At 61.0% G+C, this 17,617-nt stretch carries 13 protein-coding genes; 1 reads left to right on the top strand and 12 read right to left on the bottom strand.

All coding sequences use genetic code 11. The features are described from left to right. Positions 1-72: 72 nt before the first annotated feature. Positions 73-348, top strand: coding sequence for an HU family DNA-binding protein (locus BT204_RS02325; RefSeq protein ID WP_003195589.1), 276 nt, complete (start codon positions 73-75; stop codon positions 346-348). A 103-nt stretch (positions 349-451) separates the two neighbouring features. On the opposite strand, the gene BT204_RS02320 is transcribed toward BT204_RS02325, so the two are convergent. The 12 genes from BT204_RS02320 to tssA form a co-directional block, all read right to left on the bottom strand. Then, positions 452-826: a DUF4259 domain-containing protein gene (locus BT204_RS02320; protein WP_044269929.1), complete on the bottom strand. Its 375-nt coding sequence runs from the start codon at positions 824-826 to the stop codon at positions 452-454. A gap of 10 nt (positions 827-836) precedes the next feature. Further along, positions 837-5,207 (bottom strand): RHS repeat-associated core domain-containing protein, encoded by a 4,371-nt coding sequence (locus BT204_RS02315; protein WP_083544045.1) that lies wholly within the window; start codon positions 5,205-5,207, stop codon positions 837-839. Positions 5,208-5,221: 14 nt separating this feature from the next. Continuing rightward, positions 5,222-5,656, bottom strand: a complete 435-nt coding sequence (locus tag BT204_RS02310; RefSeq protein WP_054896056.1) for a DcrB-related protein — start codon at positions 5,654-5,656, stop codon at positions 5,222-5,224. A 15-nt stretch (positions 5,657-5,671) separates the two neighbouring features. Next, the gene (locus tag BT204_RS02305; RefSeq protein ID WP_072445652.1) at positions 5,672-7,618 is read right to left on the bottom strand and encodes a type VI secretion system Vgr family protein; all 1,947 of its coding nucleotides are present in this window, start codon (positions 7,616-7,618) and stop codon (positions 5,672-5,674) included. 156 nt (positions 7,619-7,774) lie between these two features. Then, the gene (gene tssH / locus BT204_RS02300; protein WP_072445651.1) at positions 7,775-10,435 is read right to left on the bottom strand and encodes a type VI secretion system ATPase TssH; all 2,661 of its coding nucleotides are present in this window, start codon (positions 10,433-10,435) and stop codon (positions 7,775-7,777) included. Beyond that, on the bottom strand, positions 10,428-11,471 hold the full coding sequence (tssG, locus tag BT204_RS02295) for a type VI secretion system baseplate subunit TssG (protein WP_072445650.1): 1,044 nt from the start codon (positions 11,469-11,471) through the stop codon (positions 10,428-10,430). Before tssG ends, tssH begins: the two co-directional genes overlap by 8 nt. Next, the gene (gene tssF / locus BT204_RS02290) at positions 11,435-13,294 is read right to left on the bottom strand and encodes a type VI secretion system baseplate subunit TssF (protein ID WP_072445649.1); all 1,860 of its coding nucleotides are present in this window, start codon (positions 13,292-13,294) and stop codon (positions 11,435-11,437) included. The genes tssG and tssF overlap by 37 nt, the downstream gene beginning before the upstream one ends. Continuing rightward, entirely contained in the window at positions 13,291-13,806 is a 516-nt protein-coding gene (tssE, locus tag BT204_RS02285) for a type VI secretion system baseplate subunit TssE (protein WP_072445715.1), read from the bottom strand. Before tssE ends, tssF begins: the two co-directional genes overlap by 4 nt. A gap of 71 nt (positions 13,807-13,877) precedes the next feature. Beyond that, positions 13,878-14,366: an Hcp family type VI secretion system effector gene (locus tag BT204_RS02280; RefSeq protein WP_003195562.1), complete on the bottom strand. Its 489-nt coding sequence runs from the start codon at positions 14,364-14,366 to the stop codon at positions 13,878-13,880. Positions 14,367-14,521: 155 nt separating this feature from the next. Continuing rightward, the gene (gene tssC, locus BT204_RS02275; protein ID WP_003195559.1) at positions 14,522-16,018 is read right to left on the bottom strand and encodes a type VI secretion system contractile sheath large subunit; all 1,497 of its coding nucleotides are present in this window, start codon (positions 16,016-16,018) and stop codon (positions 14,522-14,524) included. Between the two features lie 2 nt (positions 16,019-16,020). Then, positions 16,021-16,527, bottom strand: coding sequence for a type VI secretion system contractile sheath small subunit (tssB, locus tag BT204_RS02270; protein ID WP_003195557.1), 507 nt, complete (start codon positions 16,525-16,527; stop codon positions 16,021-16,023). 54 nt (positions 16,528-16,581) lie between these two features. Further along, on the bottom strand, positions 16,582-17,598 hold the full coding sequence (gene tssA / locus BT204_RS02265; protein ID WP_054919757.1) for a type VI secretion system protein TssA: 1,017 nt from the start codon (positions 17,596-17,598) through the stop codon (positions 16,582-16,584). Between the last annotated feature and the right edge of the window lie 19 nt (positions 17,599-17,617).

Genomic DNA, 17,617 nt, shown 5'->3' with positions numbered 1-17,617 from the left:
GGCGCCTTGGCGCTGCTCCACCAGAGAGCAGCACGGACATAACAACAAAAAACCGTCAAAGAGGCTTCACATATGCGTAAACCAGATCTCGCAGCCGCCATCGCTGAAAAAGCCGATCTCACCAAAGAACAGGCCAACCGCGTCCTCAATGCCGTCCTCGAAGAAATCACCGGAGCCCTGCACCGCAAGGACAGCGTCACCCTGGTCGGCTTCGGCACTTTCCTGCAACGCCACCGCGGCGCCCGCACTGGCAAAAACCCGCAAACCGGTGAGCCAGTGAAAATCAAGGCGAGCAACACCGTAGCGTTCAAGCCGGGCAAGTCGCTCAAAGACAGCGTCAACCCGTAAGTTAAGCGGTACCGTCTCGAAGGGAGGCGGGGCGGTAAAGAAGATGGGCACGCCGACTGGGTCGGGTGCCCATTTTTTGTTGGGTGCTGATGCGTATGCCAGATTAAGCCAGCTCGCCTAATCGCATTTTCAGAGCGTCGATTTGTTCCTCCACTGCGTTGATAACATCGGCACTGTCGCCCCACATATCAAGAAACCCCCATTCGTCATTGGGCGGATCAATCAGTTGGGTCAATATTGAAATAGCCTGCTCGATCAGGGGTTTGAGTTGTGCCAGATATTCAGCTGGCCATATATAGGGGTTGCCTAGGGTTTGTAATAGATAACAGGCAGCCCTAAAGGCGTCATAACGTTCTTCAGCGGGATCAAACTGGCTGATTTCGTTGATCAAGACCGCAAAATTTTGTTGCTTCCAGAACTCCTGAAACCAGTCCGCGGCTTCATCGTTTTCCCAAGGGTTGTAATTCCAGGCGCCCATTTTTGACTCCTTAGCCACATTTTCCGAAACGTGATGGTTTGGATTTTTCTGTTGCGACCCAGTTGGGGTTTTTGAATAGCTCACGTGTACCGGCAGGCGCTCGAAGGTTGGAGGTTTTTCCGCCGTCTACGCTCCTGCCGCCATTTCGCACAATTTCACTGGCTTCGACCTTGTAGATTTCCTGGGCGGTGGCCCCGTTCATACTGTGTAACTGTACCGAGCTGATTTTGTCAGCCGGCAGTTTTCCAGAAGCGACATGCTGACTCAGTCTTGAGCCGAAGGTTTGATCAGTAGTGGAACCTACGTAGAGTTTGCCATTTTTGTCAGTAAATCGATAAACACCGACTGATTTTGCATCCGAGCCAAGCGCCTCCAGGAGCGCTGGGTTCAGTCCAAGAGGATCGATCCAAGTCAGTGGGTTCGAGGCATAAGCGTAAAGATTCAAACCACCTGCCAGACCTATAGGGTCAGGTGTCGTAAAACGGCCAACGTCGGGGTCGTAATACCGCAAGGTATTGAAATGCAACCCGGTTTCTCGATCAAGATACTGACCCTGGAATCGCAGGTTTTGCTCCTCGATGAAGTACGCTTCTCGCACTTCTTCAAGGGGCGCGCCCCATGCTTCGTAGCGCGCTTGCCAAACTATGAGCCCATCAGTCTCAGTGAGGTACTCTGGCAGTCCGTTCAGGTCATTGTGGTAATACCGTACGCACTGGTGTTTCCCCGTACCGTCCACTCGAGCTAGCGGGTCATAGCTGTAATTGTCATATAGATAGAGGCTGGTCTGGCTATGCCGATGTTCCTGTAAAAGACGCAAGCCATCCCAGTCGAAGCGTGTTTCTCCCAGGCAGAGCCCATTGGCATCGTGTTCCGTTTTGCCAACACGCCGCCCCAGAGGGTCGTACACCATCCTCACAATCGTGTTCAGCGCGCCTTTCTGGCTATGCACTTTGATCAGGCGATGCTCGGCATTGTAAGTAAACCGTTGCAACCCGCGCGACGTGCTGCTTTTCTCGATCATCCGTCCAAGGGTGTCGTACTTGTAACGTTTGTCTTGATAGGTGAGCAGGCGGTTATGCCTTACCAGGCCGCCTTGGGTCGGGCCGTCGAGCAAATTGGCGGCAGCATCATAGGCGTAGGTTTCGCTGCGTCCTGCTTGGTGGTTGACGAGGATACGTCCCGTACTGTCGTAGCCCAGAAGCTCTTGACGGTCAGTACGACGACGCCCGATCAGGTTATCGCTTGGGTCGTAGCAGTATTCAGTCTCAACCAACGGTGGCAATTGCCACGGTTGGTCAATAATACGACGCTGTCGCGAGCGAACCCGTCCACTTCGATCATAGGCGGTACTCGTTTTGAGTTGGCCCTGAGTGCGTTGCACTTCGCGGTGCAAACGATCCCGCTCGAAGTCGCTAATGACCTTACCATCGAGATTCAACTGATGCAGGTGGCCACTGCCGTAGTACAAGCGATTGAGCCACCGACCATCGGGCAAGCCGGTTTGAATCAGGTTTCCCAGTTCGTCGTAACGATGCTGCACAGAACCGGCCGAGCTTTGTTCCTCTAGGAGCTGCCCCATGGCGTCATAGCTGAAACCGAGTGATTGCTCACTCCCATCAGGCGCTGTGAAAGTGACACCGATCAGTTGGTCGCTCAGGTCGTGGACGTAGCTGGTAGTACCGTCCGCAGTTATTTTGCTGACCAGGCGTCCAACCGGATCTCGCTGAAACTGGTGCGACAATGGGGCTACGGGTTCGCCTTCCGTCCCCGGCAGGTAATCCACGGCGACGACATCAGCCAGCGGATCATAGGTGTAGCGGCGCCGGCTCTGGTCAAGATCCTGCTGCTGTACCATGCGGTCCGCTGCGTCCCATTCAAAGTGATAGCTCTCTCCGTTCTCATTGGTCAGTTTGCGCAGTCGCCCATAGTCGTCATGGTCGAACATCACGCTGCGGTTATGCGCATCCCACCGTTGGTTGACCAAGCCGCGACTATTATAGGCATAGCGTGTGACGGCGCCGCCGGGATCGATGTGAGCAAGCAGATAACCAGTGGCGCTGCGCTGGAACTGTTCCACGCGACCATCCGGAAGCTGGCATTCCAGCAATAGCCCTCGAGGTCCGTACCGGTAGCGCACCGACTCGCCTTCCGCATTGGTCTGCACCACCAGATTGCCGAACGCATCGTATTGATAACGGGTGGGGTAACCCGAGCAATCTACCGCCTCGACCAACTGGTTCCATTCGTCCCAATGCAGTGTCTTGGTTTTTTCAGTGGCGTCGATGATTTGCACCGGCTGCCCGAACCCGTCATACACATAGCGCGTACGGTTTCCCAGTGGGTCGATTTCCTCGACGCAATTGCCACGCTGGTCGTACCGATAATGCCAACTGTTGCCTGCCGGATCGGTTTCCACTTGGGGCAATGCCCAGTGCGCCAGCCATTGCGTGCTACTGGTTCTGGACAGCGGATCGATGACGGCGCTCAGGTTGCCGGACGCGTCATAGTTGAAACGCCACTGGCCTTTTTGCGGATCAATCGCACCGAGCAACTGGCGATCATCGTTCCACTCAAACTGCCACGCATGACCCAGGTTATCGACGTAGCGAGTGATCTGGAACTGCGGGTTCCAATGCCGGGTGCTGACCCGCATCAGGCCGTCGGTCACGCGGGTAATGCCGGCGTCCAGGTCGTAATGGAAGCTGTATTCATCACGCGCATCTGTCCAGTGGCGGCTGACGCGCCATTCCGGGCCGCCTGGCCCAGGTACTTCAGCCCACTGGTAGAAGCAGCGCAGGCCACTCGGCAATTGGTGTTCGACCATTCGCCGGTCATTGTCGTAGGCAAAGCGTCGAAGGGTTGTACCTTGCTCGTCCAGCACTTCAGCCAGATCGCCCACGCTGTCGTAGCGATAACTGACGAGCACATCGCTGCGCGCATCGAAATGGTCCTGGCGCAGGTAGCGCCGCTCGATGTAGCTCACACGCCTAGGGTGTTCAGCCGAGTAGTTCAGTTCTACATGCATCAAATCGTGGGTGTCGCGCAGGCGATACAGTCGGCCCTGACTGTCGTAGTCGAGGAAAATCCGCCCCTCATTGCGATCACCCAGCAGATGCAAGCGCATCCGCGAGTTATTCAGCGGGTCGGGCTCGAACAGGCGATACAGGCCGTCGATGCTCTCGATCAATACCGCGCCGTCGCCACTGCGCCTGACTGCAAGGCCTTGGCCCGGATCGAACGCTCCGCCGGACAACGGGATGTAACCGATCTCCAGGCGGCGTCCTTGCTCGTCGATGTAGACCAGGTTTTCGTCCGCTTCTATCTCGATCGACACCTCATACGCGACGCTCCAGCCAGCGCCAAATAGGCCGTCCCGGCGTGTGTCGAGGCTGCTGTAAAAGCGCTGCCAATCTATCGGGAGCAATCCCTGCAATGTGAAGTCCAGTTCCTCATCCCCGCCCAGGATCTTGGCGCCCGTCGCGCTGTGCACTGGATTGGGCGAGCCATTCATGGCGCTCTTGAGCGCGGAGGTGACCTTGCTGGTTGCGTAAGAGACGGCGCCCCCCACCAGCAAACCACCGACCAGACACGGCAGCTTGGTCCAGAAACACTTCACATTGCCCCGTAACGCCATCACCACGGCAATGGCAAGCCCCACCCCCGGCGTTTTCCCGCTACGAATCTCCTGTACCACAATGGTCTCGCCACCAATGCGCACGTCCGGCGAAATCAAGCCCTTGGCCGTGCCAATCTTGGCGTCACAGGTACTGCGATCCCCGCTGCGTGCCGCAGGCTGCCCATTGATGAACACTGAGCTGGAACCCTCGGCAATGAATTGCAGGGGCATGGGCGGGTGCTTGTTGCACGCCACGGTATCCAGCGGGCAAGGCTCGGTGCCGGGGGTAGGCGAGGCGACGGTCGGGCGCCACATCTGCGAGAAAAACTCCCCGGCCATATCCAGGAAGCTTGGTGCCGGCGGCTCGCTGGGCGCGACCGGTACAGCGGTCATCTTACCGGCTGCGCGGGCGGCCTTTTTGCCATTGATAAACACATTGTGCGAGCCGCTGGTGATGAACGCATCGATTACTGGCGGGAACACCCAGTTGGCGGCGGACTCGCACCAACTGGATATTTTCAAGTCAGCCCCCGTGAGCCCAGCGGTGATGCCGACGACCGCGCCCACCACCAACACCAGGGCCACACCGCCGGTGGCGATGGTCGCACCGGTCGCGAGGAACACTGCCCCGGCAACGGCCAGGCAGCCCACGGTAGTGATCGCCGCATAGGCGGCCACTTCCAGCACACCGCCGAGAATGTCGGCCATCACCGAGGTGTGCAGCAGTGCGTCGCCTTCGCGGGCGGCCCAAAGGTCCTCACTCATTGCTCAGGCTCGACTCAAGGCGTGGCAAGGAAGTTGAGTGTGCTTTTCAGCGTTGCCCAGTGCGCCGCCTCGGCCGGGCCCAGGGGCTGGGCCTTGACGTAACTGAGGGCGATCAAGCGACGTGTGCCCGGTATCTGCATGGCCAACTGATATTGGTAAATGTTGTCGCTGCCTTTGCTGAAGTGGTTCTGCACTTCAAACGCGTCGATGTCCTGCGCTGGACCGACCTTGACCGCTTGCGCCGGGGAATAGCGAAGGTCCTGGACCTGCTGTTCGAGTTTTTTCAACTGGCCTTCGAAATTGCTTTGCAGGCTCTCGCCATCGGCCAAGGGGCTGCGGCTCACCACCAGGGTAGTGCTCAGCTTGGCGAACTTGAGGATATTGATCGAGGTGTCCTGTACCTCGGCATCGGGCAGGGTGAATTGGGCTTCGTTGATCAGGTAGTTCATGGTGGCGAAATCTCGTTATTGACCAGCACCGGGCTTACCGGGGAATTTTGACTCGACGGCGGACTTGATCGTGCTTTGCACGCCTTGGGCACCGGGCGATGTGCCCTTGTCACTGCCCAGGTTGATGTCCAATTTGCCCTTTGTCTGGATCTTGCTGCTGCCGCTGGAAAACAGGTTGAACGAGCCGCAGGTCAGGTTGATGTCCCCGCCTGCCTTGAGCTCGATCACGCTGTCGCCGCACACCAGGCGAAGACTCTCGCCGGCCTCGATGGTGTAGTGCGTGGCGGCGCTGTCGGACTTGGCACCGCCCACGATCACCGTGTCGTTGTTGCGCACAACCCGCAGGCGATTGCTGCCGATGGTCACCGTCTCGTTATGCCCGATGCTCTTATTCCGGTCATGCCCCACCGAGTGGCTTTCATCCACCTCCACCACGATGTCCTGATTACGCTCGGCATGGATATACAACTGCTCCAACCCCTTCTTGTCCTCCATGCGGATTTCATTGAAGTTGGCCGGCGTTCCGCCCTTGCTGGAGCGGCTTTTCATGCCGCTTTGGGTGGCGTTCTCCGGCAAGTCGTAGGGCACCGTCTGCTCAGCGTTGTACACCCGCCCGGTGATGATCGGTCGGTCGGGGTCGCCTTCGAGGAAGCTGACGATCACCTCTTGGCCGATGCGTGGAATCTGCATCGAGCCCCAGTTCTTGCCGGCCCAGGATTGCGACACACGAATCCAGCACGAGCTGTTTTCGTTGGATTGGTCGTGGCGGTCCCAGTAGAAATGCACCTTCACGCGGCCGTACTGGTCGGTCCAGATTTCCTCGCCCTTGGGGCCTACCACCAGCGCGGTCTGCGGGCCTTTGACGATGGGACGGTGGGTGTTGGCCAGCGGGCGGAAACTCTGCTGGGCGTCGATGCAGGTCAGGCTGCTTTCAAACTGCGCCGAGCCTGAACCGCCACCGCTTTCCAGGCTTTCTTGCACGATGTAATAGCGGCAACCGACGATCAGGTACTCGCGGTTCTGGTCCTGGCGGCTGAAGCCAGTGAGGCTGAACAGATGGCCCGAGCCCAGGCCGCGCGCATTGCCGCTGAACTCGATCTGTTCATGCAGGGTTTGCAGGGCCTCGATGCGGGTGCGCGCATAGTGTTCGCCGTCGGCGCTTTGCACGTAGGTACCGGGGTAGTCGTACAGCGGGTAGTCGCCGGCGGTGTGCGGGCGCGGCATGGCCGAGCGCACGTCGATGCTCGCGCTGGGGCGCTGGAAGTCGTAGTCGTTCAGCTCCAGCGAGCCCGGCTGCACCTCCTGCGCCAGGTGCCAATTGTGCATATGGTCGCGTTCGCGCTGCTGCTCGTCCTTGGGGTAGTAGGGGATCGACGCGTAGCCGGGCACGCTGGTGTGGGCGCCATAGGCGTCGGCCAGCACCAGCACATGGCGGTCCTGTTCATGGCGGAAGAAGTAGTAGATGCCTTCCTGTTCCATCAGCCGGCTGACGAAATCGAAGCTGGTCTCGCGGTACTGCACGCAGTACTCCCACTCGCGATACGGCCGGCTGAGCGCGTCTTCGAAGTCGGAAAAACCCAGGTCACGGAACACCTGCTTGATGATCTGCGGGATGCTCAGGTTCTGGAAGATACGGCAGTCGGAGGTCCGGCTGAGCAACCACAGCCAAGGGCGCAGGGTGACTTGGTAACTGGCGAACTGGCCTTTGTCGATGTTCTGGCTGCACCGCGCAACGATCCCGTGGAAATGCCGCTCGCCGCCGTCCGCCAGTTGCAGGCCGACGCTCATCGGTTTACCCAGCAATTGGTTGAGGTCGATGTTGGCGTCCAGGGACGTCAGTTGCAGCTCATAGTTGAACAGCCGGCCCAGCTCTTCACCGCCGCCCATTTCGTTGAGCAGCAGCACATCCGGCCCCAGGGGGCTGTTGATCTTGGCCAGGCGTGAGGCTTGGTTGAATAGCATCGGTAGTCCCGTAAATACCGTCATCACTGACGGAACCGGATCAACTGTGGGAGCTGGCTTGCCTGCGATAGCGGTGGATCAGTCAACATCAATGCTGAATGTCAGACCGCTATCGCAGGCAAGCCAGCTCCCACACTGACCGTATTCCAACAATAGTTATTCGGTGTCGCTGAAGTCGTAGTGCAATTCATTATCCCGACTGCTGATCCGCACCCCCGCCAGTGCCTTGCCTTCCAACATGCGCGTGAGGAATTCGCGGCTCATGTCCGGCAGCAGGCTGTTGGTGAGGATGGTATCGATCATGCGCCCGCCACTTTCGGTTTCGGTGCAGCGCGAGACGATCAGGTCGACCACTGCGTCGTCATACTCGAACGCGACTTTATGGGTGTTCTCCACACGCTTCTTGATGCGGTTCAGTTGCAGGCGTGTGATCGCCTTGAGCATCTCGTCGCTCAGCGGGTAGTACGGGATGGTCACCAGGCGACCGAGCAAGGCCGGTGGGAAAATCTCCAGCAACGGCTGGCGCAGGGCCTTGGCGATTTCCTCGGGCTCGGGGGTGTTCGCCGGGTCCTTGCAGACGTGGGAAATCAGTTCGGTACCGGCATTGGTGGTCAGCAGGATCAGGGTGTTCTTGAAGTCGATCACCCGGCCTTCGCCGTCTTCCATCACGCCCTTGTCGAACACCTGGAAGAAAATCTCGTGCACGTCCGGGTGAGCTTTCTCCACCTCATCGAGCAGCACCACGCTGTAGGGTTTGCGCCGTACCGCTTCGGTCAGCACACCGCCTTCGCCGTAGCCGATATAGCCCGGTGGCGCGCCCTTGAGTGTGGACACGGTGTGGGCTTCCTGGAACTCGCTCATGTTGATGGTGATGACGTTCTGCTCGCCGCCGTACATGGCTTCGGCCAGGGCCAGGGCAGTTTCGGTCTTGCCCACACCCGAGGTACCGGCCAGCATGAACACGCCAATCGGCTTGCTCGGGTTGTCGAGACCGGCGCGGGAGGTCTGGATGCGCTTGGCGATCATTTGCAGGGCATGGTCCTGGCCGATGATGCGTTTCTTCAGGTGCTGGTCGAGGTTGAGCACGGTTTCCAGTTCGTTGCGGGCCATGCGGCCCACCGGGATGCCGGTCCAGTCGGCGACCACCGAGGCCACGGCCTGGTAATCCACGGTCGGCAGGATCAACGGGGTCTCGCCTTGCAGGGCGGTGAGGCGCTGTTGCAGATCGACCAGTTTTGCACGCAGTTCATCGTTGCCGCTGTCCACAACCCCGGCCTTCTCGCGCAGGGTTGCGCGGGTGGCGAGCAGCTCATCCACCAGGGTTTTCTCTTCGGCCCAACGGCTTTCCAGCGTGGTCAGACGCTCACGTTCGGCGGTCAGCAGCGCTTCGCTATGGGTTTGACGCGCTCCAATGGCAATGCCGATCGCATGCTCACGGGCGATGATTTGCAGCTCGGTTTCCAGGGCTTCGATACGGCGACGGCTGTCGTCCACTTCCGCGGGGACCGCGTGCAGGCTGATGGCGACGCGGGCGCAGGCGGTGTCCAGCAGGCTCACGGACTTGTCCGGCAACTGGCGCGCCGGAATGTAGCGGTGGGAGAGCTTCACCGAGGCTTCCAGAGCTTCGTCGAGGATCTGCACCTGGTGGTGTTTTTCCATTGTGGAAGCCACGCCGCGCATCATCAGCAGGGCCTTGTCTTCCGACGGCTCGGCAACCTGTACCACCTGGAAACGGCGGGTCAGGGCCGGGTCTTTCTCTATGTGCTTTTTGTACTCGGCCCACGTGGTGGCAGCCACGGTACGCAAGGTGCCACGGGCCAGGGCAGGCTTGAGCAGGTTGGCCGCGTCACCGGTGCCGGCGGCGCCACCGGCACCTACCAGGGTATGGGCTTCGTCGATAAACAGGATGATCGGCTTGGGTGAAGCCTGCACGTCTTCGATGACCTGGCGCAGGCGCTGTTCGAACTCGCCTTTCATGCTGGCGCCGGCTTGCAACAGGCCCACGTCGAGGCTGCGCAGTTCCACGTCCTTGAGCGCAGGCGGTACGTCACCGGCGACGATACGCAGGGCGAAACCTTCGACCACGGCGGTCTTGCCCACCCCGGCCTCACCAGTGAGGATCGGGTTGTTCTGGCGCCGACGCATGAGGATATCCACCAGTTGGCGAATCTCCTCGTCACGGCCCACGATTGGGTCGAGCTTGCCGCTGCGGGCCTGTTCGGTCAGGTCCACAGTGAAGCGCTTGAGCGCTTCCTGCTTGCCCATCGCGCTGGGCGCCATGGCACCGCTGGCCTCGCCAGGGACGCCGGCATTGAAGCCATCGCTGGCGCTCAAGGCATTTTCTGGCGAGTCACCGACGTATTCATCAAAGCGCTCGCTCAGGGCCTCGGCCTTGATCTTGTCGAACTCGCCGGACAAACCCAGCAGCGCATGGCGCAGGCTCGGTGTCTTCAAGATGCCCAGCACCAGATAACCGGTGCGAACCTGGCTTTCACCGAACATCAGGCTGCCATACACCCAGCCGCGTTCCACGGCTTCTTCCACGTGGGACGACAGGTCGGTGATCGACGTCGAGCCACGCGGCAGGCGATCCAGGGCTTCGGTGAGGTCACGGGCCAGGCGCGCCGGCTCCACGTTGAACTGGCGGATGATGCGGTGCAGGTCCGAGTCCTGCAGTTGCAGCAACTGGTGAAACCAGTGGGCCAGTTCCACATACGGATTGCCCCGCAACTTGCAGAACACGGTGGCGGCTTCGATGGCTTTGTAGGCCACGCTGTTGAGTTTGCCGAACAGTGCGGCGCGACTGATTTCACCCATGCTCTGGATTCCTTGAGGTGGTGGCGTGGTCGGCGTAATGCCGGGCCAGGATTAGGTCGTTGGCGTCATGCGCAGGTTGGCCGAGCCAGGTGTTGAAGCCCAGGCGGAACTGGCCGTTGAGTTGCAGCGCCGGAACTTCGGGTTGTTGCAAAACCAGGTTCAAGTCCCAGTCCATTTCATGGCCCAGGTACTCGGCCACCCACGCCACCAGCTCGTTGAACGGCTGTTGGCCGGGCAGCATGCCCATGTAGTCATCCAGCGTGAGCGGGCCCAGGCGGATGCGGAATTTGTGCTGGCGGTCCCACACGTGGCTACCCAGGCAGAAGTCCACGCCCAACTGGTTGGCGCTGACCCCCACGCGGCTGCGTTCGGGCAGTTCCAGCCATTGGCCGACGTATTCCTCGATCTCTACCGGCAGGCCGAAGTACTCGCTGAGGATCGCTTTCAAGCCATCCGGGTAGCGGGTTTGCGCCGACAGATGGCCGCTGTAATGCAGCTTTGCGGTATCGGGGATGAGCCCTTGATTGAGCAGGCTCGGCATCCCGCGGCCACTCAGGGCGGCGAGGCGGGCGGACCAGTAGTCATCGTCCGGGCGGTCATGGCTGACCGTTGGCCGCGCCTCGGCCCAGGCCCGATAGAACAGGGTCAACAAGCGATGGTGGAACACATCCAGGAACTGCTTGCTGGTGCTGTCGGCGTTGTTGCGTTGGCGCTCGCGCACGTACTCGGTGATGTGCAGCGGCAGCGGCCCGTTGGGGCCGCCGAGGCCGAAGAAGAACTGCTCCAACCGCGCCGGCTTGCCGTCGCCACCGGGGTCGACCGAGGCGAGGGTGGCGGGTGCGAAGGTGCAATCGGCCTGCTGCCCCAGGCGCAGCGGGTCATCGGCCAGGCGTAGGGAATGGCCCAGGCGTGGCAGCTCGGGCGTTTCGCACTCGATGCGCCGCAATGCCTGGAAGAAGTCATATTCCCAGGGCTCCTGGTGCATCGCGTCCAGGGTTTTCACAGGGTCGGACGCCGTCCGGGCTTGGCTTTCCATCGCATGATCTCGCCGCGTTCGGTGGTACGGATCACCGTCTCGGTAAAGCTGTTGATCGACACGTAGCGTGCCAGGAAGCGCTCCAGCACTGCACCGAGCAGGAACACGCCGGTGCCGCGAAACGCGTTTTCATCGAACTCCAAGGTGATTTCCAGGCCGCGGCCAAACACAATCGGGCCAGGCATCGGCAGGCGTCGAGTCACCGCCTTGCTGCTGACCTCGCGCAGGCCCTCGATCTGCAATTGCAGGGCGGCGTCATTGCTGTCGCCGTACAGGCGCAGCAGTTCGCGCAAGGCGCCCGCGCCCTGGCCCTCTTCGCTCAAGGACAGGTAGTTGAGCGACAACTGGCTGATCAGGCGCCAGGCCTTGGCGTCATGCGCATGGCTGGCACGCGGGCGGCTTGGCCCGGCGACGCACCGCACGGCCAGTACCGGCGCACTGTCGGCCAGGGTGAAGTCGGTCTTGCCGTTGCCCACGCTCATGAACAGCGGCAGGTCCCGGTTGGTGCACAGTGCCGTCACGCCCAACTGGCGCAGGTCATGGCGATACGGCGCCTGGCGGCTGTCCACCAGGCTGACGAAGGTTTCACTGCCCACATAAGTGGAGCGCGGGCCATTGCGGCGCTGATCGCTGGACAGCACACGCGGCTCGCGGCGCACGCTGTAATACGCTTGGTCGCGGCCATAGCGCGACGGATCGCGCACCGCATAGAACGGCAAGAACGGCTGCTCCGGTCCGGTGCCATGGCCAGTAATGCCGCTCAAGGAGTGAATCTCGAAATCCATCGGCCGCGTACGGTCGGCGATCACGTGGTGTTCATTGACCCGGTCGGACAAATGGATGCGGTCCACGCGCTTGGGGAACAGGTTGATGGCGGGCGTGCAGAACGGCAAGAACTGCGCCGCGCCGACACTGCCTTCCAGGCTCGGTTCGTGGCGGTCGAACAGCACGATCAGTTCCAGCTCCTGGCCGTCACACCGTTTGACCGCACGGCTCAACTCGGCGAACTCAACGAACAGGAAGCGATGGGGCAGGGCGAAGTACTCCTGCAACAGGCGATAGCCCTGGAACGCCCGCGCTACCACCGGCATGGCCGCATCGGCATCATCGAACCCCCGCGAGCGCAACGCGCCCTGGGGCAGGCGCTCGACCCAATCGCCACCGGGCTCGCGCGCAAACACCGCGCAGGCGTTGCCCAGTAGTTGTTCGTAAAGGCGAAACGGTTGTTCATCAGCGCCGCTCAGGTACAGCGGCAAGGTATCCAGGTCGAGGCTGTTGAACGGCAGCTCGGCACCGGTGCGCAGGGTCAGGCGCAGGCCGGCCTTGGCTTTCGGTTCGCTGGCGGCCAGGCGCCCGAGCACGGCGGCGGGGTTGCCGAAATATTCGGCGTTGCTGACCTGCAACGGCCACAGTGTCACCGGGTGCGCGGTGCGGTACTCGCAGCAGGTCTGGGTTTCACGGCCCAGGGCGGCACGCAGCACCGTGTCACGGGGTAGCGGGAAACCGCCGGCCAGGGAGCCTTCATCGGGGTCGGTCTGCAGTTGCACTACGGTCATCGACGGCGTCGGTGCCAGGTAGTGCGGGTAGGCGATTTCCAGCAAGTTGTGGGTGAAGGTCGGGTACTCGGCGTCGAGCTTGAGCTGCACGCGGGCCGTGAGATAGGCGAAGCCTTCAAGCAAACGTTCGACGTACGGGTCGGCGCAGTCCATACCGGACAGGGTCAGCCGACTGGCGATCTTCGGGTATTCCTTGGCGAACTCGGCGGCGCTTTCGCGCACGTGGTGCAGTTCCTGGTTGTACAGCTCCAGCAGGCGCGGGTTCATGGGCGTCTCCGCTGGTCGGCATTCAGCACGCGCACATGGCCGGACTCCAGGTCCACGTCGGTCTGCAACAGCAAACGCAACGGCACCGGCTGTGCCCACAGGTCGCCTTCAATCTCGAAACTCAGGGCGTTGTGATTCATCTCGCCATGGCCCATGCGCGCCTTGACTCGCAATGTGTGGCGCAAAATACGCGGCTCGAAAGTGGCGATGGCCTGGTAAATCAGGGCTTCCAGGGCTTTGATATCGACGCCCGAAGCGCTGTTGCCCGCCAGTGCCGGCAGGCCGTAATTGACCACCGAAGTGCCGGCCGGGGTGTGCAGCGTGGCATCGGTATCGAGTAACGAGGTGGTGTTAAGCAACCACGCCAGGTCACGCAGCACCGAGGCCTTCAATTGGGTCAGGGACAGCACGCGTTTGTCGGCGCTTTCCTTGGGGTTGGTCGGGTCGTCGTCGGTCAACCGGTCCAGCAGGGACGGTTGCAGACGGTCGCGGGAAGCGATTTCAGTTACCACCAAAGCAGCTCCACGGACGGGTGCGAGAGGGACACAATGGCCGTGGCACCGGGCCACGGCCACAAGGGCTATCAGCGTTTGGTGTTGGAACGGATGTTCCAGCCAAACTTGATGGCGCCGCCGTCTTTGGTGCCGTCGGCTTTCTGCGGCTGGTAGTCGACCATCACTTGGGCAAAGTTCAGGGTGACGTTTTCGGTCAGGCGATCATCGCTGCCCGAACCGCCGGTGCTCAAGGAGGTGACCAGCACTTCTTCCAGGTTGATCACCATGTACTCGACCTGGCTCTCGCCACCGGCCTTGCGCACGGTCAGCTTGACCTTGTCGATGTGCTTGCCGCTGGCGCAGTGCATCATCAGGTTGGGCGAAGCCTTGTCGACGTACTTGGTCAACGACAGGTCCTGGATATTCACCTTGCCCGCGCCGCCGCCGCCGCCGACGTGCATGTTGCCGGACTGGGACATGCCCCAGCTCCAGTTCAACACATCGATTTCGTCCTTGTGGGCCTTGTCCATGGACTCGCCCTTGATGTCGCCGATCTTGATGAAAATATCAACAGCCATGTTTTCTCCCTGTGTGGCCCATGCCACTTGATTGGGTGATCGTTCCCACGCTCTGCGTGGTAACGCATCCTGTGACGCTACGCGTCACCGGGACGCAGAGCGTCCCGGGCGGCATTCCCACGCGGAGCGTGGGAACGAGCTAGCTCAATCGTTACTTATGCGCTTTTTGCCGAAGGCAGTTTCGATACCAGGCGCAACGACACCGTCAGCCCTTCAAGCTGATAGTGCGGGCGCAGGTAGAACTTGGAGTTGTAATACCCCGGGTTGCCTTCGACTTCTTCCACGATCACTTCGGCCGCCGCCAACGGGTGCTGGGCCTTGGTGGTTTCGGTGGAGTGCGCCGGGTCGCCGTCGACGTAGTTGAGGATCCAGTCCTGCAACCAGCGCTGCATTTCGTCCTTCTCTTTGAAGGAGCCGACCTTGTCGCGCACGATGCACTTCAAGTAGTGGGCGAAACGGCAGGTGGCGAACAGGTACGGCAGGCGTGCGGCCAGGTTGGCGTTGGCGGTGGCGTCCGGGTCGTCGTATTCGGCAGGTTTCTGCAGCGACTGGGCGCCGATGAACGCGGCGAAGTCGGTATTTTTCTTGTGCAGCAGCGGCATGAAACCGTTCTTCGCCAGTTCCGCTTCACGGCGGTCACTGATGGCGATTTCGGTCGGGCACTTCATGTCCACGCCACCGTCATCGGTAGGGAACGTGTGGGCCGGCAGGTTTTCCACTTCACCGCCAGACTCGATGCCGCGGATGCGCGAGCACCATCCGTAGTGCTTGAACGAACGGTTGATGTTCACTGCCATCGCGTAGGCGGCGTTGGCCCAGGTGTACTTGGAGCTGTCGGCGCCGTCGGTGTTTTCTTCGAAAGCGAAGGCTTCCACTGGATCGGTCTTGGCGCCGTACGGCAGGCGTGCCAGGAAGCGCGGCATGGTCAGGCCGATGTAACGCGAGTCTTCCGATTCACGCAGCGAGCGCCAGCCGGCGTATTCCGGGGTGGTGAAGATCTTGGTCAGGTCGCGTGGGTTCGACAGTTCCTGCCACGAGCCCATGCCCATCACGGTCGGCGAGGCCGCAGCGATGAAAGGCGAGTGCATGGCGGCGCAGACTTTCGACAGCTCGCCCAGCAGTTCCACGTCGGGCGGCGACTGGTCGAAGTAGTAGTCACCCACCAGGCAGCCGTAAGGTTCGCCACCGAACTGGCCGTATTCTTCTTCGTACATTTTCTTGAAGATCGGGCTCTGGTCCCACGCGGTGCCCTTGAATTTCTTCAGGGTCTTGTGCAGGTCTGGCTTGGAGATGTTGAGCACGCGAATCTTCAGTTGCTCATCGCTCTCGGTGTTATTGACCAGATAATGCAGGCCACGCCAGGCGCTTTCCAGTTGTTGGAAATCCTGGTGGTGGATGATCTGGTTGACCTGGGCGGTGAGCTTGGCGTCGATGGCGGCGATGATCGATTCGATCGACTTGATCGCGTCGTTGGACACCAGGTCGGTTTGCGCCAGGGCCTGTTCAGCCAGGGTGCGCACCGCGGTTTCAACGGCTTCGCGGGCACGCTCGGTCTTGGGCTTGAATTCTTGCAGCAGCAGGTTCGCGAACTCGCTGGCTTCTTCGGTGGTACCCAGGATCTGGCTGCCTTCGCGGGCGGTATTGTCCGTCATGATTACTGCTCCCCTGCAGGCTTGGGCGCGCTGGCAAGTGCCTGAAGCAATGCCGGGTCCTTGATCGCCTTCATGATGATTTCTTCAGCGCCAGTCTTGCCGTCCATGTAGGTCAGCAGGTTGGCCAATTGGGTGCGGGCTTCGAGCAGCTGGTTCAGGGAGTCGACCTTGCGGGCCACGGCGGCCGGGCTGAAGTCGTCCATGCTTTCGAAGGTGATGTCCAGGCTCAGGTTGCCTTCGCCTGTCAGCTCATTGGGTACGTGGAACGCGACGCGTGGCTGCATGGCCTTGAGGCGTGAGTCGAAGTTGTCGACGTCCACCTCAAGGAACTTGCGGTCGGCCACGGGTGCCAGCGGCTCGGCAGGCTTGCCGGCGAGGTCGGCCATCACGCCCATCACGAAGGGCAGCTGGACCTTTTTCTCGGCGCCGTAAAGCTCGACGTCGTACTCGATCTGCACTCGAGGCGCACGGTTGCGCGCGATGAATTTCTGAGAACTTTGCTTCGCCACGTTGCTGCTCCTGGTCGCTTGAGCGACGGTGTTGTTACTGCACGGTCCGGCGGCTTACTCGCTGTCGGGGCCGCGCAGGTTTTCAAATTGGGACATGCCATCGGGAATCAGATTGCGAACGATGGCCGCAAAGTCGGCATGTACCAGATTCTTGGCTCGGTTCAACAGCACCGGCAGCGGGCTTGAAGGCTCGTGGCGGGTGTAGTACGCAAGGATTTTGTCGAGGCTGCGCAGCACATCGTCGCGGGTGGCGATGTCGCCCGTCGGGCGAGGGGCTGCGGGCGCGGCGGCGTCGACCGAGGGGGCATTGTCTTCACTGACGGCCTCGGGATCGCTGCTGCTGTCGGTGCCTGGCACCGCTTGATTGAGAAGTTGCAGGGCCTGTTTGAGCGGCTGCTTCAAGGCGCTGAGGTCCACGCCCTGGGCGGAACCGACTTGGTCATTGACCTGTTGCTCAATGGCCTCGCACGCCGTGCGCGCCGCGCTCAAGGCGTCGCGGGTGGCTTGCAGTTGTTCGGGGTCGCTGTCCAGGAACGCGGCGTTGAGTTGCTGGTTGCCCAACTGCTCATCGGCAAAACTCTGCAGGCCGCTGGCGTTGAGCGCGGCGCGCAGGCTCACGGGCCCGAAGGTGCGCGAGCGTGTCAGGATGCTTTCGCGCAGCAGCCGAATATTGGTTTCGCAGGTCAGGCCGGTAAGGGCGTTGATGCGCACGGTGGGGTCGTTGTCATCGTCGGCATCCAGGCGCGGGTGCAGATCGGCCCAGTATTGGCGCAGCAAGGCGTCGATCAGCGTGAGGACTTCGGCCAGCCCGGCCACACCCTGGAGGGCGAGGGTGCTTTGCAGCAGAAAGTGGGTGATGCGCAGGTCTTTGCTGCGCTGCAACAGGTCGAGGCTTTGCTGCTGGATGCTGCGCCACTCGGGCGGCTCAGCGGGCAGGATCGAGTCGCCCATGCTGCGTTCGGGTTGGCCCTTGGCATCACGTTCCAATTGCAGAAATTGCGCGTCATATTCCATGTCCTCGCCACAAGGCGACGTCGCGGAAACGGCGGTGAGCAGCAACGGCACATCCACTGAATTCGATCTCCTTATC

Source organism: Pseudomonas sp. NFPP02, from assembly GCF_900119355.1.
Classification (GTDB): Bacteria; Pseudomonadota; Gammaproteobacteria; order Pseudomonadales; family Pseudomonadaceae; genus Aquipseudomonas; species Aquipseudomonas paracarnis.
Note: the sequence above shows the minus strand (reverse complement) of the source record. Positions and strands in the feature narration are given on the sequence as shown.